The organism is Sphaerisporangium siamense, from assembly GCF_014205275.1.
Taxonomy (GTDB): Bacteria; Actinomycetota; Actinomycetes; order Streptosporangiales; family Streptosporangiaceae; genus Sphaerisporangium; species Sphaerisporangium siamense.
In genome coordinates, this window is the sequence record NZ_JACHND010000001.1 from 3,416,445 (window position 1) to 3,434,950 (window position 18,506).

16 protein-coding genes and 1 tRNA gene are annotated in these 18,506 nt (G+C 71.7%); 7 read left to right on the top strand and 10 right to left on the bottom strand.

Annotated elements, in window-relative coordinates; all coding sequences use genetic code 11:
* Positions 1–38 precede the first annotated feature (38 nt).
* Positions 39–1,400: a vWA domain-containing protein gene (locus BJ982_RS15700; RefSeq protein ID WP_184880783.1), complete on the bottom strand. Its 1,362-nt coding sequence runs from the start codon at positions 1,398–1,400 to the stop codon at positions 39–41.
* A 12-nt stretch (positions 1,401–1,412) separates the two neighbouring features.
* The gene (locus BJ982_RS15705) at positions 1,413–2,279 is read right to left on the bottom strand and encodes an AAA family ATPase (RefSeq protein ID WP_184880785.1); all 867 of its coding nucleotides are present in this window, start codon (positions 2,277–2,279) and stop codon (positions 1,413–1,415) included.
* A gap of 95 nt (positions 2,280–2,374) precedes the next feature.
* Here BJ982_RS15705 and BJ982_RS15710 point away from each other — a divergent pair.
* Positions 2,375–2,451 (top strand) — tRNA-Lys (locus tag BJ982_RS15710).
* Positions 2,452–2,578: 127 nt separating this feature from the next.
* On the opposite strand, the gene BJ982_RS15715 is transcribed toward BJ982_RS15710, so the two are convergent.
* Positions 2,579–2,923 (bottom strand): TraR/DksA family transcriptional regulator, encoded by a 345-nt coding sequence (locus tag BJ982_RS15715; RefSeq protein WP_184880787.1) that lies wholly within the window; start codon positions 2,921–2,923, stop codon positions 2,579–2,581.
* A gap of 186 nt (positions 2,924–3,109) precedes the next feature.
* On the bottom strand, positions 3,110–3,859 hold the full coding sequence (locus tag BJ982_RS15720; protein WP_184880789.1) for a rod shape-determining protein: 750 nt from the start codon (positions 3,857–3,859) through the stop codon (positions 3,110–3,112).
* Between the two features lie 30 nt (positions 3,860–3,889).
* Here BJ982_RS15720 and BJ982_RS15725 point away from each other — a divergent pair, with 30 nt between their 5' ends.
* Positions 3,890–4,126 (top strand): hypothetical protein, encoded by a 237-nt coding sequence (locus tag BJ982_RS15725; RefSeq protein ID WP_184880791.1) that lies wholly within the window; start codon positions 3,890–3,892, stop codon positions 4,124–4,126.
* Here BJ982_RS15725 and BJ982_RS15730 read toward each other — a convergent pair.
* Positions 4,105–4,428: a TraR/DksA family transcriptional regulator gene (locus BJ982_RS15730; RefSeq protein WP_184880793.1), complete on the bottom strand. Its 324-nt coding sequence runs from the start codon at positions 4,426–4,428 to the stop codon at positions 4,105–4,107. The two genes, BJ982_RS15725 and BJ982_RS15730, sit on opposite strands and share 22 nt — an antisense overlap.
* A gap of 191 nt (positions 4,429–4,619) precedes the next feature.
* Positions 4,620–4,994 carry a hypothetical protein gene (locus tag BJ982_RS15735; RefSeq protein ID WP_184880795.1) on the bottom strand — a complete coding sequence of 125 codons (375 nt, stop codon included), beginning with the start codon at positions 4,992–4,994 and terminating at the stop codon, positions 4,620–4,622.
* 298 nt (positions 4,995–5,292) lie between these two features.
* Between BJ982_RS15735 and BJ982_RS15740 the strand changes: the two genes are divergently transcribed.
* The gene (locus BJ982_RS15740; RefSeq protein ID WP_184880797.1) at positions 5,293–5,649 is read left to right on the top strand and encodes a hypothetical protein; all 357 of its coding nucleotides are present in this window, start codon (positions 5,293–5,295) and stop codon (positions 5,647–5,649) included.
* 34 nt (positions 5,650–5,683) lie between these two features.
* Positions 5,684–7,936, top strand: a complete 2,253-nt coding sequence (gene secD, locus BJ982_RS15745; RefSeq protein WP_184880799.1) for a protein translocase subunit SecD — start codon at positions 5,684–5,686, stop codon at positions 7,934–7,936.
* A 44-nt stretch (positions 7,937–7,980) separates the two neighbouring features.
* Here secD and BJ982_RS15750 read toward each other — a convergent pair whose 3' ends face one another.
* The 3 genes from BJ982_RS15750 to BJ982_RS15760 form a co-directional block, all read right to left on the bottom strand.
* Positions 7,981–10,140 (bottom strand): hypothetical protein, encoded by a 2,160-nt coding sequence (locus BJ982_RS15750; RefSeq protein WP_184880801.1) that lies wholly within the window; start codon positions 10,138–10,140, stop codon positions 7,981–7,983.
* Positions 10,137–10,877 (bottom strand): hypothetical protein, encoded by a 741-nt coding sequence (locus BJ982_RS15755; protein ID WP_184880803.1) that lies wholly within the window; start codon positions 10,875–10,877, stop codon positions 10,137–10,139. Before BJ982_RS15755 ends, BJ982_RS15750 begins: the two co-directional genes overlap by 4 nt.
* Before the next feature lie 71 nt (positions 10,878–10,948).
* A complete protein-coding gene (locus tag BJ982_RS15760) occupies positions 10,949–11,590 on the bottom strand; it encodes a Crp/Fnr family transcriptional regulator (protein WP_184880805.1) in 642 nt (213 codons plus the stop codon).
* Between the two features lie 343 nt (positions 11,591–11,933).
* Here BJ982_RS15760 and BJ982_RS15765 point away from each other — a divergent pair, with 343 nt between their 5' ends.
* The gene (locus BJ982_RS15765) at positions 11,934–12,971 is read left to right on the top strand and encodes a sugar ABC transporter substrate-binding protein (protein ID WP_184880807.1); all 1,038 of its coding nucleotides are present in this window, start codon (positions 11,934–11,936) and stop codon (positions 12,969–12,971) included.
* 101 nt (positions 12,972–13,072) lie between these two features.
* Here BJ982_RS15765 and BJ982_RS15770 read toward each other — a convergent pair whose 3' ends face one another.
* Complete coding sequence (locus BJ982_RS15770) at positions 13,073–13,813, bottom strand: metallophosphoesterase family protein (RefSeq protein WP_184880809.1); 741 nt, start codon at positions 13,811–13,813, stop codon at positions 13,073–13,075.
* A 338-nt stretch (positions 13,814–14,151) separates the two neighbouring features.
* Here BJ982_RS15770 and BJ982_RS15775 point away from each other — a divergent pair, with 338 nt between their 5' ends.
* Together BJ982_RS15775 and alaS are read left to right on the top strand one after the other, a co-directional pair.
* Complete coding sequence (locus BJ982_RS15775) at positions 14,152–15,522, top strand: M28 family metallopeptidase (RefSeq protein ID WP_203959154.1); 1,371 nt, start codon at positions 14,152–14,154, stop codon at positions 15,520–15,522.
* Positions 15,523–15,698: 176 nt separating this feature from the next.
* Positions 15,699–18,359 (top strand): alanine--tRNA ligase, encoded by a 2,661-nt coding sequence (alaS, locus tag BJ982_RS15780; RefSeq protein WP_184880813.1) that lies wholly within the window; start codon positions 15,699–15,701, stop codon positions 18,357–18,359.
* The last annotated feature ends 147 nt before the right edge of the window (positions 18,360–18,506 follow it).

An 18,506-nucleotide genomic window follows, 5' to 3' on the forward strand; every position in this document is an offset into this window, starting at 1 on the left:
GCGCCGGGCCCGCCACGCCGTGCACGGGGACGGCCCCGTCACAGGTCCTCGATGAAGGCCGCGAGCTGGGCCACGTTCCGGCACTCGACCATCTCCACCACGCCGCCGTACGCCGACGCCACCGAGTCGCCGGTGTCCCACTGCGCCCGCGGCTCGGGGTTCAGCCAGTACGCGTGCCGCGCCCGCTCCGCCAGGTCCCGCACCGTGGCGAGCGCGGGCGGCCGGTGGTTCGTCCGCGCGTCCCCGAGGATCAGCAGCGACGTCTTCGGCCCGACCGCCTCGCCGTACCTGCCGGCGAACCGCTCGAACGCGTGCCCGTAGTCACTGCGGCCGAACCGCGAGATGTCGGCCTCCCGCGTCATCCGCGTGACGGCGTCCGCCACGTCGGCGCCCGGCGCGAAGAACCGCGTGATCTCGTCCACCGTGTCCACGAACGCGAACGCGCGCACCTTGGCGAACTGCTCGCGCAGCGCGTACGTCAGCAGCAGCGTGAACTGCGAGAACGCCGCCACCGAGTCGCTGGCGTCGCACAGCACGACCAGCTCTGGCTTGTGGGGACGGCGCGGGCGCGTATGCGTGGTCAGCGGGACGCCGCCGGTGGCCAGCGAGGCCCGGACCGTGCGCCGGAAGTCCAGCCGTCCCCGCCGCCCCGTCTTGTGCTTGACGGTCAGCCGGGTGGCCAGCCGCCGCGCCAGCGGGTGCACCTCGCGGCGCAGCGCGGCCAGGTCGGCCTTGGCGGCCCTGAGGAAGTCCACCTGCTCGGGAGGCGGCCGCACCGCCGACCGCGCGATCTTCTCGATGCCCGACTCCTCGGCGATCCTGCGCCGGACGTCCGCGGCCACCGCCTCCTCGAACGCGGCGAGGGCGTCCTCCAGGCGGCGCCGGGCGACCTTCTCCGCCGCCCCGCCCCGCTCCTGCCCGGCCAGAACGTCGCGCAGCATGCCGGCCATCAGCGTGCCGGGGGACAGGGCCCGCAGCACCGGGTAGGAGAACCACGCCTGGCGTCCGGCGGCGGCCGGCTGCCGTCCGAACCGCTCCACCATCGCGCGGGCGAACGCGGCGAACTCCGGGTCGCCCGCCGTGGCGGCGCCCGCCATCAGCAGCCCGGCGAGCCGTTCACGCAGCTCGGGCACCTCGGCGTGGTCCAGGTCCATCCCGTCGGCGGCCTGCGAGGCGCCGACGACGGGCGGGAACCACAGGTCGAAGAGCGTGTCGAAGGCGGGCCGGTGCGCGGCGCGCTTCACCAGCGTGGCCGCGTACGCCTCCCGCAACGTCTCGCGCGCGGCCAGGTCCACGACGCCGGCCGCGCGGGCGGCGTCCAGGCCCTCGGCGACCGACACCGGCAGCCCCGCCGCCCGCAGCGCCGCCACGAACCGCACGTGACGGTCCAGCAGCCCCACCCGGCCACCTCCTCACGCCGTCGGCAGGCCCAGTTCCTTGGCCGCGCGCGCCTGGTCGGAGGCGTGCTTCAGCACCACCCCGAGCGTCCCCGCGGTCGTCGCCTCGTCCAGTTCGGCACGGCCGAGCGCGACCAGCGTGCGCGCCCAGTCGACGGTCTCGGCGATCGACGGCGACTTCTTCAGTTCGAGCGCGCGCAGCACGGCCACCGTCCCGGCCAGCCGCTCCGCCAGCGCGGCCTCGATGCCGGGCACCTGCGCGAGCACGATGTCCCGCTCGCGCTCCGGCGTGGGATACCCGAGGTGCAGGTAGAGGCAGCGCCGCTTCAGCGCCTCCGACAGCTCGCGCGTCGCGTTCGAGGTCAGCACGACGTACGGCCTGCGGACCGCGGTGATCGTCCCGAGCTCCGGGATCGTCACCTGGTAGTCGGAGAGGATCTCCAGCAGCAGGCCCTCCACCTCGACGTCGGCCTTGTCCACCTCGTCGATCAGCAGCACCGCCGGGGCGTCACGGCGTATCGCCCGCAGCAGGGGCCGTTCCAGCAGGAACTCCTCGCCGAAGATGTCCTGCTGCGTCTCCTCCCACCCCTGGTCGCCGGTGGCCTGGATGCGCAGCAACTGCTTCTTGTAGTTCCACTCGTACAGCGCCCGTGCCTCGTCCAGCCCCTCGTAGCACTGGAGCCGGATCAGCTCGGCCCCGCACACCTCCGCGACCGCCTTGGCGAGCTGGGTCTTGCCCACCCCCGCCGGCCCCTCGACCAGCAGAGGCTTCTCCAGGGCCGCCGCCAGGAAGACCGGCGTCGCCACACCGTCCCCGGCGAGATATCCCGCCGCGCCCAGCCGCTCCCGCGCGTCGGCGGGCGACGCGAACCACGACCCCATCGGCACTCCCGTCCTCGCCCCGAACGATGTTCTAGCCTAACCCTCCAACCCGTACGCCACCCCCGCCCGAGTGCGCTAATCTTGTCCTGCTTGTCGCGCCGCTAGCTCAGTTGGTCAGAGCAGCTGACTCTTAATCAGCGGGTCCGGGGTTCGAGTCCCTGGCGGCGCACCACTATCCACGAGCGCGTCCCTTCACCATCGGGACGCGCTCGTCCGCGTTTCGCCCGGGTCGATCGATGATGCGCGCGCGGACGCAACGAGTGGGCAACCGCTCCCTCCGGCCGCGCGCTCGTCGAGGGTCAGGCGGCTTCGTAGCGGCGCTGGCAGTCGATGCAGCAGCGGGCCAGGGGGCGGATCTTGAGGCGTTCGAAGGGGATGACGGTCTCGCAGTGGGTGCAGCGGCCGTACGTGCCCGCGGTCATCCGGTCCAGGGCCTGGGTCAGCTCGGCGATGGCCCGGTCGGCCGCGGTGAGCGAGACGAGCAGCTCGCGCCAGGTGTCATCGGCCCCGTTGCCGGTCCGCGCCTCGGCCCGCAGCCCGAGCAGTTGACGGCTGCGCCGCTCCAGCTGCTCCTCCAAGTCCTGACGCAGCGCCTGCAACTGCACACTGCTCAGGTGCGACGAGTACCTGCAAATGTCGGTCATGGCGAACGTTCCTCTCTCAAAGTCTGACGTTGCTCGGCACACGAGCCGCCCGAGTCGGCGGCCGCCCCGGGCAGGGGCTGCTCAAGGGCAGCGGTGACCCAGCGGCGGGCGGCCTGAGCCGGCGGCCGTGCGCGATCGGTGATCGGCGGGATCGGTGGTCATGTCGCGGATCGGTGGTCTTGCCGGTCAGTGGCCGTGGCTGGTGAGCTGGGCTGCCAGGGCCGGTTGCAGGCACAGGCGGGTCAGGCCGCGGATGGTCGCGTGCTGGGGATCCGGCGCGGGGCTGACGGGCATGCGCAACGCCGTCCGCAGGCGGTGCAGCAGTTCGGCCTGCTGGGCGCCGCCGCCGGTGACCACCAGGCCGCCCGCGCGGACGGCCTGGCGTAGGTGATCGGGTAACCGGCGCAGTAAGCCCGTCGTCATGGCGACGACGCCGTCCAGCGCGTAGGCGGGCAGGCCGGCGCTGGTCGTGGCGCTGAGCTGGAGTGCGGCCGCGTCGATGATCACACGGTCGCGGATGGCGGCGGCCTCCACGATGCCCGCGCCCACGTCCAGCAGCAGCGACGGCCGGGGACCCGCCACGTCGAGGCCCGCGCCGACGGCCGCGGCCAGCGGCCCGTCCACCAGCGTCACGGCGCACCCGGCCGCCTGAGCCACCGCGGCGTGCAGCGTCCGGCGATCATTCGGCGACGCGGCCACCGGCACCCCGGCCAGCACCCGCTCCACCGGCCGGACGCCCGACACCATGGCGTCCTGCATCACCAGGCGCAGCAGGCGCAGGCAGGCTTCCGGGTCGGTGACCACGCCGTGCCGGATCGGCCGCACCTGGCCCTCCACGCCGATACCGGCCCGCCGGACGACCGACGATCGGTCGGCGATGGCGAACCCGCCCGACGACAACGACCGGGTACGCGCCGTCCCGAGATCCAACGCCACGAAGGACCGACCCTGCGTCCCTGTGGCGCCATGGACGGGCCCGGCAGCCTGCGCGCGGACACCCTCGGAGCCGTCCCCGGCCGCCCCGCGCAGCTCGCCGTGCCGCGACGGAAGAACCGACTCGGCGTGCCGCGCGAGAACGGCCGGCTCGGCGTGCGGAGCTGGGAGGGCTGGTTCGGCCTGTCCTGTGGAGCGTGTGAGCCGGCTCTGTCCGTCGTGGGAGGGCAGGGGGCGTCGTGGGGCCGTCATGCCGGCGCCCCCTGGTGACGGGCGCCGGCGCAGCCGTCGCAGGCGGATCGTTCGGGCCGGCGCCGCAGCTGCTCGAACGGGATCAACGCGCCGCAGCGCCCGCAGATGCCGTAGCGACCGCGGTTCATGCGCTCCAGCGCGGCCTCGATGGCGGCGACGCGCCCGCGCGCGACGGCCCGGTGGGCGGAGCCGGCCGCCGGACGCGCCTGCGAGACGGCGGTGGCGAGCTGGTCGTGCAGCAGTCCGCGCAGTTCCTCCAGTCGCGCCAGATGCCGCTCGTAGTTGCGCAGATGGACGTGGACAGATGTGACGTTGGCCATGACAGGATCGGCTCCTAGCGTGCGCCCGTGACAGGGCCCGGCCTCGTCCGGCATGCGGAAGCGTTCCGGCATGCGGGAGTGGCCGCGGCGACGACTCCGGCCACGGGCGGGCGCGAGGCCGCGGCATGCGCGGCCAGGCCCCACGGCACGCGGAACGGCCGGAGACACCGGAAGGGACGAGAAGGCGTCGGCTAGGTCAGCGGCGGGCTGCGCGACCCCGCGGTGCGGTGCGCGAACTGCTGGGGATCACGGACGGCGTCCGTGCCGGAACGCGGCGACGCCTGCAGCGATGGATGGGCGGCCTCGCCGTCGCGCTCGCCGCGCAGCGGTGGCCACAGCGACAGCACATGGTGTTCACGGGTGCCGGCGGCCTGCGGCGGAAGGCTCGGCAGCTCCGTGTCCCAGGCGTCCAGGTTCCATGACGTGCTGGAGGACACCCCGCGAAGGTCCGTCCCCACGCCGCTCCACTGCCGGGAGAAACCGGCCAGCAGCAAGGACAACAGGACCAGGCCCATCACGCCGACCAGCGCGATGGACCCTCTGGATGTCCTCCATGGCCCCGTCATAAGCCCGACCATAGCCCAGACCACGACAAAAGGCATGCCCACCCGTTTTCACCGCCCGCCAGGCAGGCGACGGGCCGTGGCGGCTCCGCGTACGTCGCCCGGCGTGCGTTCGTGGGTGCAGGAACACCCACAGCAAGGTACGGTGGCGCCCAATAGCCACCTACCGCCCAAACCCCGGCCCCGGATCATGCCCGACGGCCGGCACCAGGGGCTCACCCGGCGACCTACCGACCGCCGGACGCGACATCGTCTGCTGTAGACGGTGGTAGTTGAGGCCGCCAGCCGATCAGGAGGAGACGTGCGCAGGAGACTGCCCGCCGTTCTGCTCCTGGTGATGTCGGTTTTTCTGCTGAGTCCGGCTCCCAACGGCGTGCATCCGTCCATCGCCGCGGCATCGGTGGCCTTGTGGGATGCGCCCGTCGCGCAGGACCGGCCGGACGCCGTCCCGCCCCGCCTGCACTCCGTCCCGCCGCCCTTCCACGCCTCCGGCGGCGGCGCGCCCGCCGTGCCGATGTGGCCGGCGGCGCCGGTCTCCGCCGACGAGCCGGGCGCGGGCACGCGGCCCGTCATGGCCGCGCCCGTGCCGCACGCCGTGGCACCCCGGCCGGTCGCGCGCCGGACCCCCGCACGAGCTCCGCCCTCCACGACGCGCTGACGTCCCCTTTCTTCGACAGCCCGTGGAGGCTTCCATGTCACGTGCGCCTTTGTGGCGCGCGGTGGCGGCGTTCGTCGTCGTCGCCACCGCATTGCTACTCACCGTCACCATGTCGCCACGCCTGGGCCTGGACCTGCGCGGCGGCACGCAACTGGTCTTCGAGACCCGCGACTCTCCCACGGCCAAGGCCGACGCCGAGGCCACCGACCGCGCCCTGGACGTGCTGCGCCGCCGCGCCGACGCGCTCGGCGTGGTGGACCCGACCCTCGTCCGCTCCGGGGAGCGGCGCATCATCGTCGAACTGCCCGGCGTGCTCGACCCCCGCCAGGCCGCCGAGGTCATCGGCAAGACCGCGCAACTCACCTTCCACCCGGTGCTGGGGCAGGTGGACGGCGACGGCTCCGGGGAAACCGGGCAGGTGCTGGCGGACGAGTCCGGGCAGCGCCTGCGGCTCGGCCCCGCCGCGATCACCGGGGACGGGGTGGGCGACGCCGCCGCCAGAAACGACCCGCAGCTCGGACTGGGCTGGTCGGTCACCGTCGACTTCCGGAACGCCGCCGCGTGGCGGGACCTGACCGGCGCGGCCGCCTGCCACGATCAGGGCGATCCCCGGCGCCGCGTCGGGATCGTCCTGGACAACAAGATCATCTCCTCGCCGCAGGTCGACCCGAGCGTGCCGTGCCGCACCGGCATCCCCGGGGGATCCACCCAGATCACCGGATCCTTCACCTACCAGCAGGCAGAGGACCTGGCCGTGCTGATCAAGGGCGGTGCGCTGCCCGTCCCGCTCGACCTGATCGAGCAGCGCACCGTCGGCCCGACCCTCGGCGCGCAGGCCATCGAGGCCAGCGCCAAGGCGGGCGTCGCCGGCGTCCTGCTCACCGCGCTGTTCATCGCCCTCACCTACCGGCTGGTGGGGCTGCTGGCCACCGTCGCCCTGGCCGCGTACGGGCTCATCTCCTACGCCGCGCTCCTCGCCCTCGGCGCGACGCTCACCCTGCCGGGCCTGGCCGGGTTCGTGCTGGCCATCGGCATGGCGGTCGACGCGAACGTGCTGGTGTTCGAGCGGGCGCGCGAAGAGTACGCCCGCGCGCCGCGCCGGGGGCTGCGCGCCGCCCTCGCCCGCGGGTTCTCCAACGCCTGGAGCGCCATCGCCGACTCCAACATCACCACGCTCCTGGCGGCGGGGCTGCTGTTCTGGCTGGCCTCGGGGCCGGTCCGCGGCTTCGGCGTGACGCTGGCCATCGGCGTGGTCGCCTCCCTCATCTCCGCCATGCTCATCACCCGCGTCCTGACCCACCTGGTGATCAGCAGGACCGGCGCCCGCCTGTCCGGGCTGGCGACGCAGGGCCGGGTCAGGACCTGGATCGCCCGGCGCGCCCCCGACCTCATGACCCGGGGCAGACGCTGGCTCGCCCTGGCCGCCGCCCTGGTCGCCGTGGCGGTCTGCGGGCTGGTCGTCCACGGCCTGAACTTCGGCGTCGAGTTCACCGGCGGCCGGATGATCGAGTACACCGCCACGCGGCCGATCGGCCCCGAGGCGGCACGGCAGGCCGTCACCGAGGCCGGGCACGCCACGGCGAACGTCCAGACCTCCGGGGCCACCGTCTCCATACGGGCCGGGCAGATCAGCGCCGACGACGTGGCCCGCATCGAGCAGGCCCTCGACACCCGGGTCGGCGAGGTGACCAAGCAGCGGGACGAGCTCATCGGCCCGAGCCTGGGAGAGGAACTGCGCCGCAACGCGCTCGTCGCCCTCGCCGTGGCGCTGGGTGCCCAGCTCCTCTACCTGGCCTTCAGGTTCCGCTGGACGTTCGGCGCCGCCGCGGTCCTGGCCCTGGTCGTGGACGTGGCCGCGGTCGCCGGTCTGTTCGCCTGGCTGGGCAAGCCCATCGACGGGGTCTTCCTGGCGGCCATGCTGACCATCGTCGGCTACTCGATCAACGACAAGGTGGTGGTCTTCGACCGCGTACGGGAACTGTGGCAGGCGGACAGACGGTCGCGTTTCCCCGCCATCGTCAACGCCGCGATCCTGCAGACCGTCCCCCGTACCGTGAACACCGGCCTCGGCGCCCTGTTCATCCTCGCCGCCCTGGCCGTCTTCGGCGGCGACACCCTCCGCGACTTCGCCATCGCCCTCATAGTCGGCATCCTGGTAGGCACCGCCTCATCCTCATTCGTAGCCGGCCCCCTCGCGATCGAATTCGAACGCACCACCAAGCGCCCCCCACCCCAACAGCCCACCCCACGCACCCACCGCCGCGAGGGGACGGGAGCCGTCGTGTAGCCCGGGCCGGACGGGTCCGGCTTCTCACAGCGCCGTGGCAGGGGTCAGAGCCCCGGAGCGACGGCCGTGCGAAGCCGGACCCAGACGACGAGGATCCATCGATGCCAGTCGGGAAGCAGGATCCGCGTCAGCACGGCTTCTTTGACCGGACGGTGGTGGTGGATCCCCGCGTCCCACTTCCGGACGAGCACGGTGAGGTGCTGCCGGATGGCCGGGTCGCCCCGGGCCGCGAGGGCGAGCGTGGCGGTCAGCGGGGCGCGCAGATCTTCCCGGTCGGCGGCCGTCCTCAGCCACAGCGAGAGGGCCTCGGAGGCGGTGGGGAAGCGACCGCTCAGGGCGATACGCCACGGTGAGGACCAGGAGAGTGGGTCGATCCGGGCCGAGTCGTCGAGGATCGCGGGGACGTCGTAGGCGTCGCGGACGAACAGCAGGGCCAGGAACAGCTCCGTTCCGAACGTCTTCCTGGCCCTGACCGCGGCGCTGCCGTCGTCCAGGGTTCCGGCGCACGCCAAGGCCATACGCAGGACGGGGATGCGGTGATCGTCCGCCATGTCCCTGCACCAGGCGAGAAGATCGCCTCTGAGACGGGAGTCGCCGTTCGTCACGTGCAGATCGATGATCTGCAGGACCGCGTGCAGCTCGTCGGCGCCGAAGCGGGGAAGGAGGTCGAGCAGCAGGCGCATCGCGACCTTCAGAAGCCTCGCCGCCTCGCCGCGGGGCTTGGTGAGAGCCGTCCTTGCCCAGTTCAGAGCCGTCACGAAGACCGTTCCCGGGTCGATGCCCGCCAGGGACAGAGCGACTTGGACGACCTCGTCATGTACCTGCGCGTTGCCATGGGTGCCCAGGTGTTTGAGCCTGGTCAGGGCGATCGACAGGTGGACCTGGCCGAGGACCTCGCAGACACGGGCGATCGTGAGCTTGAGCGTCTGCGGAGTCTGGCGTTGCGTCGACCATTCGTAGAGCTTTGTCCGGATACGGCCACCGACGGTCGGATGCAGGCACGTCTCGGCGAGCGCGATGTACGCCAGGTCGGAGCGGTTGTCGCCCGCCCACAGCCCGGCCATCTGCGTGATCTTCTCGGTCGCGTTGTAGCCGGCTGCGAGGTCGGCGAACTTCTCGACGAGACGATAAGCCGGCTTGGACTCCAGGGCGAGGACCTCGTCGGTGGGGAGGTCCGACACCCACGACAGGAGCTGCATCCTGGCCAGGGGATACTCGTCGCAGACATGCCGCAGGACCGAGCCGGCGTAGCCGCGCCGCCGGAAGACGATCCGCTCGTCCTCCCGCACGGTCTCCAGCAGCTCGCACAGGCCGGTGGTCGGCGTCCAGGCGAGGCCGGCCCCGGGAGGCTTGATGTCGAGCCGCCGGGCCAGCGACAGCGCCGCCGCGTACACCTGGCTCTCGTCGCCGGGCTCGATCGTCGCCGCGGCGATCATCAGGGTCTGGTCGAGCAGCTTGGGGTGGTGGTCGAACCAGACACGCAACTCGGCGGCCCAGCCGAGGTAGGCGTGTTCCACCTCCGCCTCGTCGCCGCCTTCGCGAGGGATCTGGTCGGCGAGCGCGGCGAGACGGCTCGCTTCGCCGGGCGACGCGCCTTTCAGCAGTTCCAGCCCGCGTGACCAGTACGACCACCGGGAGTTCCCGAGGCCCCGCCGGGTGAGGTGACTGAGGTACACCGTCTCCGCAGGAGGGACGTCGAGCTCGATCGTCGTGAGGAAGTCGGCGAAGCGCCGCTGTTCCACGGCGGTTCCCATGACGACGGCGAAACCTCCGGACACGCGCAGGGCTTCCAGAAAGGCCCGTAAGCGGGACGGATTCTCGTCACGTGCCCGCACCAGATATCCGCGCGCCTGCGTTCTGGCCCCGACCTCCTCAAGGTCGTCGTCCCCGGCGGAGAAGTGCTGGATCCGCAGTCCGGGACACACATGGCGGAGCACGGCGATGGCCGTGGCGGTTTTTCCCACGCCCTGCGGGCCGGAGAGCGCGACGACGTTGTCCCGGGCGAGGACGGCGGCGATGAGGTCGTGGTTGAGGGCGGGCACGTACACCGCGACCTTGTCGCGCACTTCCTGTTCGGACAGGACCAGGGAGGGGCGGCCTTGTATCTTCCTGACCATCTGCACGATGAGGTCGCCGCCGACCGTGTTCCCGAAGACGTTCTGGGAATCGTCGCCGTTGACGGTGATGTCCTCGATGATGGTCATGACGACTCCGCGTTGAGGTCGCCGTTCACGTTGTTGCCGATGATGTTCTGGTTTCCTTTTCCTCTGATCCTCGTCCCGCGTACCGAGATTCCTCCGGGCGGCGCCGGCGTGGCGGGTCGTGCGGCGTCCGGGGCGGGTTCCTGCCGTGTCGAGGGAGTCGGAACGTAGAGGTAGGCGTTACCGGAGAACTGTTTCCGGGTCACGTGCATCGGCGTGAACTGGCTCGGCCGCAATGTCGTACGGCCGCCGACGACGTACTTCGTGAAAACTTCCTCGGACAGCGCGAAGGCGACGAAGGTCACCTCCGGGTCGCTCCGCCGCAGCGCCTCCTTGAGGGGTTCGCTGTCCAGAAGGCGGCAGACGCCGACGGTGGTGGCGGAGACGCCCGGCGCTTCGGGCCGCGCGTCGTCCACGAGCCCGGCATGGAGCGCCACCCGCAGCCGGAGCCTCAGCCCCGCCGCCCGCAGCTCGGGGGCCACCGCGGCCAGCGCGTTCTGGAGCTGGAGCGGGAAACGGTCGATGAGCGCCGGCGTCGCCTCGTGCGGCAGAATCGCCAGAAGCCCGTCGCCGGTGCTCTCCAGGAACCGGATGGATCTCCATATCTCCGCCAGGCCGCTCGCCGCGCAGGCCGCTACGAGGGCGTGGCGGATCTCCATGTGGAGGCGCGGCAGGTCGGTATCACGGTGCGTACTGAATTTCTCGGCGTCGACGGTGAGCAGGACGCTGTACTTTTCCACGGCAGGACCTTCCAGATGAGTGGTCGGTCCTGTTAACAATGCAGATGAATCAGAGGAGAGGTTGTCGGGAATCAGACATCGCCGTGTCCGGAAGCGGCCAGGGCGCGCAGCCTCGCCGGGTCGTCGATGACCACCTTCCCGACGGCCGTGGTGACGATCCCGGCCTCGCGCAGGCGCGCCAGTTCGCCGGCGACGACGCTTCGCGACAACCCCACGGCGCTGCCGATCTCCGACTGGCTGAGCCCCACCTCCAGCGGCGCCCCCGGCACGGGCACCGCCAGCCGCAGCAGGGCCCGAACCACACGGCCGCGCGCCGGCAGTGCGGCGGTCTCGGCACGCCACGCCTCCCCTTCGCGTATCCGCGTCATCGCACGCCGGAGCAGGACGGATTCCTCTTCCTCCGACGAGCGCACGAAGGACAGGAAGCGCTCGGCCGACAGCGCTCGCGTCTCGCACGAGTCCATGGCGACGACCGTCGCGGAACGCTCACTCCCGCTGACCACCCCCATCACTCCGAGAACCTCACCCGGCCCCCGCACGGCCAGCAGGAGCGTTCCCTCCGGCAGGTGAAGAAGCACCTTCACCCGACCGGACACCAGGAGAAAGACGTGCGAGGGCGCATCACCCTGGTGCAGCAGCACATCGCCGGCACGGAACCGGCGCCCGGCCCCAGCCGCGACAAGCCGCTCCCACATCCGTGCCGAAACGTCCATCCCCTCAGTTCTCCCACATAAGCCCGACGCCCTCCACTCGGTCCACGATCGGGGTGCGCTCCCGTCGATGCGCCCAGAGCGAAGCGCGGCGAAGTCCGTGCCCCGAAAACGGCGTCCGAATACCTGTTAACGGACCTGTGGTCTCGACGGTCGGTCGGACGTCATACGGAAAGGCGATCCTGCGCCTTTCCGTAATATCCGGAGAGGTGGCAGCGCACGCCTTTACAGTGGTCGGCGGGTACGCCAAAGTTGGCCATATCGACGCGAAATCCGGCCGGGGGTCAGGTTGAAAGGCAGGAACACCCGAGTCAGGGACCTCTTCGGCGATCTGGCCGTATCACTGGTGAGCGGCGTGATTCTGGCGCTGGCGGCGCAGGCGTTGGCGACGGCGGCATTGCCGGCCATGGCCGGACCGATGGTGGCGTGGTCGTTCGCCGTGGCGGTGCCGGTCGCGGGGGCACTGGGGTTCTTCGCCGCGCGCCGCCTCTATGGCAGTCAAGATCAGGCGTTCATCGTGGTGTCGGCGTTCACCCATACGCGGTGGCTTGGCGACGTGCTCGACGATCTCTCACGGACGCTCGACCGCCATGGGATCGATTTGGTGGTGAAGCTTCCCTCGTATGACCACAGTGGTCAGAACCAACGTCTGCACCTGGCGTCGCTGCGGAAAAGAAAGCGCTCTTACATGGGCGGATTCATCATCGCCGCGCATCCGGAGCGGACGGCCCGCGACCTGAGGGAGTTCTGCGAGGCACTCGGACGGCCCGTGGTCTTCATGGACGTCAGGCCCTTTCTCGACGTCGAACACTATCCCTCCGGCACGGCGTTCGTCGGCTGCGATTCCGCTGAGATCGGTGAGAAGGCCGCGCACTGGGTCGCCGAGGAGCTCACCGGTCGGCAGGTGGCCAACCCGGCCGTGCTCGTCATCAGCGAGGACACGCTGGCGCTGCGGCACGAGACGTTCGCCGACCGGCTCAAGGGGCAGATGCCCTCCGCGAGGGTCGACATCAACCTGAGGGGCTACGTGCAGCGTCCTCGGACGCGGGAGATCGTCGGCCACCACCTGCGCCGCCTGGAACAGGGACAAAGTCTGGACGCCATCTTCTGTACGAACGACGAGATGGCGCTGGGGGCGGTGGACGCGGTGCAGGAGTACGTGGCCGGAGGCAGACGCCTCGACGGACTGGTGATCATCGGTGTGGACGGCATCGGTGAGGCGGTGGCGCTGATCGACGCGGACACCACCCCGTTCCGGGCGACGATCTCTCAGGACACGCGCAGGATCGTCGAGGTCGCGGTCGACGCACTGTTGAGAATGCGCTCAGGGCACCGTGTCACGACGGAGACCTTCGTGCCGACGGCGGTCTATCCGAAGGAGTGATCGTGGGCCCGGTGTGGCGGACGCGCATCTCAAAGACGGCGTTCGCGGGGGAGCGGAGATCCGGGGAGCGGGCGGGCGCGTTTTTCTGAGCCTTTCGTTCGTCAGCGTTGCTCTGCTTTGGCGAACTCGGTCAGGGCTTCGGTGTCGGAGTAGGTGGTGGTGATGTATTCGGCGGTCCAGTTTCTGATGTCGGGGCAGGTGCTTTCGGTGATCAGGCGGGTGGCGGTGGTGTCGGGATCCATGGGGGTGCGGCGGAGGGTTGCGGCGCCGGTGGTGCTGGTCAGGAGGGCCCAGTGGGGGCCTGTTGTGCCGTAGGGCATGCCGACCGAGCCGGGGTTGATCACGAGTCTGCGGTCGACGAGCCGGATGAAGGGCATGTGGGTGTTGCCCAGGACCACGGTGTCGGCGGTGACGTCGGCCAGGACCTCGCTCCATCGGGCGAGTGTGCTGTCGACGAGGATCATCTCGTCGTCACGGCGAGGGGTGGCGTGGACGAACAGCGTGGTGCCGAGGCGGTCCAGGTCCAGCACCTGGCGGTCGGGCAGGGCGGCGAGCAGGGCGATCTGGTCGTCGCGGAGCTGTTCGGCCGCCCACTGGCTGATGGGGTACGCGGATGGGCGGCCCTGGCGGGCCTCCACCAGTTCGCGGTCGGCGTTGCCGTTCACCCACAGCGCCCGCGGGCCCAGTGAGACCAGCAGGTCGAGCGTCTCCACCGGTTGTGGACCCGCGGCCATGTCGCCGGTGAGCACGATCAGGTCGGCGGAGGCGACCTCGGGCTCGGCGAGCACGGCCTCCAAAGCGGGGAGCACTCCGTGGATGTCAGACAGAACGGCCAGGCGCATGCCCCTACTCTGCCTGCGACGGCCGGCCCGCGGCGCGGCGTTCGCCGCGGGCGATCGGACGGGTACGCATTCTCTGCTCGCGGCGGCCGCCCGGACGGCCCGGCGTTCGCCGGGGGGAGATCGGGTGGGATCGCGTTCCGTGCCTGCGACGGCCGCCCCGCGGCCCGCGTTCTTCAGGCGCGAGTGGGTGGACGGGTTGGCGGGTGGGGTGGAGGTTGACAGGGATCGTGGAGTTGTGGGTGGACTTGGTGTCGGATCGAAGATTGATTTGAGGGATGGAGAAACCCTCGAAGTCGCGGGCCGGGGCGAGTCGGCGCGCGTTTCTTTCCGCTTCCGCTGTGTCGGCGGTCGCCGTGCCCCTGGTGGCGGGGCCGGCCTCGGCGGGTGACGGTCGTGTTCCGGGGCCGGGGCGTCCCGTCGCGCGGCAGCGGCCCGACAAGGACCTGCGCGAGCTGCTGGGAGAGATCGACCCCGGCCGGATCGAGGCCACGGTGCGGCGGCTGGTCGGGTTCGGCACCCGGCACACGCTGTCGAGCCAGGACGACCCGGCGCGCGGCATCGGCGCGGCCACGGCCTGGGTGTACGCGCGATTGCAGGCCGCCGCCGCCGTGTCGGGGGGCCGCATGACCGTGGAGAGGCAGTCGTTCGTCCAGCCGGTCTCCCCGCGCATCCCGGCGCCGACCACGATCACCAACGTGATCGCCACGCTGCGCGGTGACGCCTCCCCCGAGCGGGTCTACGTGGTGACCGGCCACCTGGACTCGCGGGTCACCGACGTCATGAACGCCACCGCCGACGCCCCCGGCGCCGACGACGACGCCTCCGGGGTCGCGGTGGTGCTGGAGCTGGCCCGCGTCTTCGCCACCCGCCGCACCCGCGGCACGCTGGTGTTCGCCGCGGTCTCGGCCGAGGAGCAGGGGTTGTACGGCTCGGCGCACATGGCCGCGCGGCTCAAGGCGGTGGGCGCGGACGTGCAGGCCATGTTCAGCAACGACATCGTGGGCGCCAGTTCGGCGTGGGACGGCACCCGTCCCGACCCGCGCACCGTGCGGCTGTTCGTCGAGGGCGTCCCGACGACCGAGACGCCGGCGGAGGCGTCGATCCGGCAGTCGACCGGCGGCGAGAACGACGGTCCCTCGCGCCAGCTCGGCCGTTTCGTCCAGAACGTCGCGCAGAACGACGCGACCGGCATGGACGTGCGGGTGATCTGGCGGCGCGACCGGTTCCTGCGCGGCAGCGACCACATCTCCTTCCTGCGGGAGGGCTATCCGGCGGCGCGGTTCACCGAGCCGAGGGAGAACTACCACCACGAGCACCAGGACGTCCGCGTCGTGGACGGGGTGCGGTACGGCGACCTGGTGGAGTTCCTGGACTTCGGGTACATCGCCCGCGTGGCCAGGGTGAACGCGGCGACGCTCTACTCGCTGGCGCAGGGGCCGGGCACGCCGAAGAACCTCAGGATCCTCTCGGCGGACCTCACCAACGACACCACCCTCGTGTGGGACCGCGGCGCCGACGCCGGCCTGGCCGGGTACGAGGTGGTGTGGCGGGAGACGACGGCCCCCGACTGGACGCACGCCATCGACGTCGGCGACGTCACCAGGGCGACGATCGACATCCCCAAGGACGACGTCCAGTTCGGCCTGCGCGCCCGGGACCGCGACGGCCGGCGCAGCCCGGTCGCCTTCCCCAAGGTGGTCACCTCGTAGCGGTCACCCCGCCGATTCCGCGTGCGCGCCGCAGGGGGGACGATCCCCTGCGGCGTGTCGCGTCCTGGGCGCGGCCTCGCGCGGCCGTAAATCGTTTGGACAGCGCACTCGGGCGCGGGCCACCATGAAACCTCCCTGGCAGTCAGGGACCACCCGAGGGCAGAAGGGACCCGCTCATGGAGTCGGCCGAGATCCGCCGCCGCTATCTGCGCTTCTTCTCGGAGCGCGCGCACGCCATCGTGCCGTCGGCGTCGCTGATCGCCGACGACCCCACCCTCCTGCTGGTCCCGGCCGGCATGGTCCCCTTCAAGCCGTACTTCCTCGGCGCGGCGAGGCCGCCGGGCCCGCGCCTGGTCAGCGTGCAGAAGTGCGTCCGCACGCCGGACATCGAGGAGGTGGGCAGAACCACCCGGCACGGCACCTTCTTCCAGATGTGCGGGAACTTCGCCTTCGGCGACTACTTCAAGGAAGGCGCCATCACCTACGCTTGGGAGCTGCTCACGACGTCCGTGGCGGACGGCGGCTACGGGCTCGACCCGGAGCGTCTCTGGGTCACCGTGTACCTGGACGACGACGAGGCCGAGCGCATCTGGCGCGAGAAGATCGGCGTGCCCGCCGAGCGCGTCCAGCGCCTGGGCATGGGCCCGAACTTCTGGTCCATGGGCGTCCCCGGCCCGTGCGGCCCCTGCTCGGAGATCTCCTACGACCGCGGCCCCGAGTTCGGCCCCGAGGGCGGCCCGGCCGTGAACGACGAGCGGTACATGGAGCTGTGGAACCTCGTCTTCATGCAGTACGAGCGCGGCCCGGGCCAGGGCAAGGAGGACTTCCCGATCCTCGGCGAGCTGCCGTCGAAGAACATCGACACCGGTCTCGGGCTGGAACGCCTCGCCGTGATCCTCCAGGGCGTGCCCAACATGTTCGAGATCGACACCTCGCGGGTCGTGATCGACAGGGCCGCCGAGCTGACCGGCGTGCGCTACGGCGCCGCCGAGTCCTCCGACGTCGCGCTGCGCGTGATCTCCGACCACATGCGCACGTCGGTGATGCTGATCGGCGACGGCGTCGTCCCCGGCAACGAGGGCCGCGGCTACGTCCTGCGCCGCGTCATGCGCCGGGCGATCCGCGCCGCCCGCCTGCTCGGCGCCACGGATCCCGTCGTCCAGGAGCTGGTGGACACGGTCATCGGGTCGATGGGCGAGCAGTACCCCGAGCTCGTCGCCGACCGCGAGCGCGTGCGGACGGTCGCGCGCGCGGAGGAGGCGGCGTTCCTCAAGACGCTGAAGGCCGGCACGGCCATCCTCGACGCCGCGGTCGCCGAGACCAGAAGCCGCGGCGGCGCCGTCCTGGCCGGGGACAAGGCGTTCCAGCTCCACGACACGTGGGGCTTCCCGATCGACCTCACGCTGGAGATGGCGGCCGAGCAGGGCCTGTCCGTGGACGAGGACGGCTTCCGCCGCCTGATGAAGGAGCAGCGCGAGCGCGCCAAGGCCGACGCCAGGGCCAAGAAGACCGGCCACGCCGACCTGTCGGCCTACCGCGAGGTCGCCGCCGGGCGCACCGATTTCACCGGGTACGTCGCCACCGAGGGCGAGGCGACGGTCGTCGGCCTGCTCGTGGAGGGCGTCCCCTCGCTGGCCGCCGTCGAGGGCGACACGGTCGAGGTCGTCCTGGACCGCACCCCCTTCTACGCCGAGGGCGGCGGCCAGCTCGCCGACCAGGGCAGAATCCGCCTGGAGTCCGGCGCGGTGATCGAGGTCCGCGACGTCCAGCGGCCGGTCCCGGGCGTGACCGTCCACAAGGGGGTCGTCCAGGTCGGGGAGGTCACGGTCGGCGCGCCCGCCCACGCCGCGATCGACGTCGCACGCCGCCGCGCCATCGCCCGCGCGCACACCGCCACCCACCTCACCCACCAGGCCCTGCGCGACGCGCTCGGGCCGACCGCGTCGCAGGCGGGTTCGGAGAACGCGCCCGGCCGCTTCCGCTTCGACTTCGGGTCGCCCTCGGCGGTGCCCGGCTCGGTGCTGACCGACGTCGAGCAGAAGATCAACGAGGTGCTGTCCCGCGAGCTGGACGTCGAGGCCGAAATCATGGGCCTGGAGGAGGCCCGGCGGCAGGGCGCGATCGCCGAGTTCGGTGAGAAGTACGGCGAGCGGGTGCGCGTGGTCACGATCGGCGACTTCTCCAAGGAGCTGTGCGGCGGCACGCACGTGCGCAACACCGCCCAACTGGGGCTCGTGAAGCTGCTCGGCGAGTCGTCGATCGGCTCGGGCGTGCGCCGCGTCGAGGCGCTGGTGGGCCTGGACGCCTACGACTTCCTGGCCCGCGAGCACACGGTCGTCGCCCGGCTCCAGGAGCTGGTCAAGGGCCGTGCCGAGGAACTGCCCGAGCGCGTCGCGGCGATGCTCGGCCGGCTCAGGGACGCCGAGAAGGAGATCGAGAAGTTCCGCGCCGAGAAGGTGCTGCGCGCGGGCGCGGGCCTCGCCGAGGGGGCCAAGGACGTCAAGGGTGTCGCGCTCGTCGTCGGGCGGGCCCCGGACGGCACGGACGCCGACGACCTGCGCACGCTGGTCTTCGACGTACGTGACCGCCTGGGGGGCCGTTCGGCCGTGGTGGCCCTGTTCGCCGCGGCGAACGGCCGCCCGCTGACGGTCGTCGCCACCAACGAGGCGGCCCGGGAACGCGGCCTGGCCGCCGGCGAGCTGGTCCGCGCCGCGGCCGCGGCGTTGGGCGGCGGCGGTGGCGGCAGGCCGGACGTCGCCCAGGGCGGCGGCCAGGACTCCGGTGCCATCCCGGAGGCGATGACGACCGTCGAGCGTCTGGTCGCCGAGAAGGCGTGACCCCGCCGTGCCGTGAAGCGGCACGGTCCCGGCCGCCGTCTCAGAAGGCCCTCCATGAGCACGGAAACCGGCCGCGCACTGGCATGAGTCGCGCGGCCGGTCGGGGTGGGGGCGGTACGTCCAGAGCTGGTGAGAATCTCCAGATAA

Bases quoted from the DNA above. Each gene is read 5' to 3' on its own strand.
- BJ982_RS15770 (WP_184880809.1), bottom strand. From the start codon at position 13,813: ATGCGCCTGGCCGTTCTGTCTGACATCCACGGAGTGCTCCCCGCTTTG.
- BJ982_RS15735 (WP_184880795.1), bottom strand. From the start codon at position 4,994: ATGACGGGGCCATGGAGGACATCCAGAGGGTCCATCGCGCTGGTCGGC.
- BJ982_RS15750 (WP_184880801.1), bottom strand. From the start codon at position 10,140: ATGACCATCATCGAGGACATCACCGTCAACGGCGACGATTCCCAGAAC.
- BJ982_RS15725 (WP_184880791.1), top strand. From the start codon at position 3,890: ATGGACGGGCCCGGCAGCCTGCGCGCGGACACCCTCGGAGCCGTCCCC.
- BJ982_RS15715 (WP_184880787.1), bottom strand. From the start codon at position 2,923: ATGACCGACATTTGCAGGTACTCGTCGCACCTGAGCAGTGTGCAGTTG.
- BJ982_RS15705 (WP_184880785.1), bottom strand. From the start codon at position 2,279: ATGGGGTCGTGGTTCGCGTCGCCCGCCGACGCGCGGGAGCGGCTGGGC.
- BJ982_RS15730 (WP_184880793.1), bottom strand. From the start codon at position 4,428: ATGGCCAACGTCACATCTGTCCACGTCCATCTGCGCAACTACGAGCGG.
- BJ982_RS15760 (WP_184880805.1), bottom strand. From the start codon at position 11,590: ATGGACGTTTCGGCACGGATGTGGGAGCGGCTTGTCGCGGCTGGGGCC.
- secD (WP_184880799.1), top strand. From the start codon at position 5,684: ATGTCACGTGCGCCTTTGTGGCGCGCGGTGGCGGCGTTCGTCGTCGTC.
- alaS (WP_184880813.1), top strand. From the start codon at position 15,699: ATGGAGTCGGCCGAGATCCGCCGCCGCTATCTGCGCTTCTTCTCGGAG.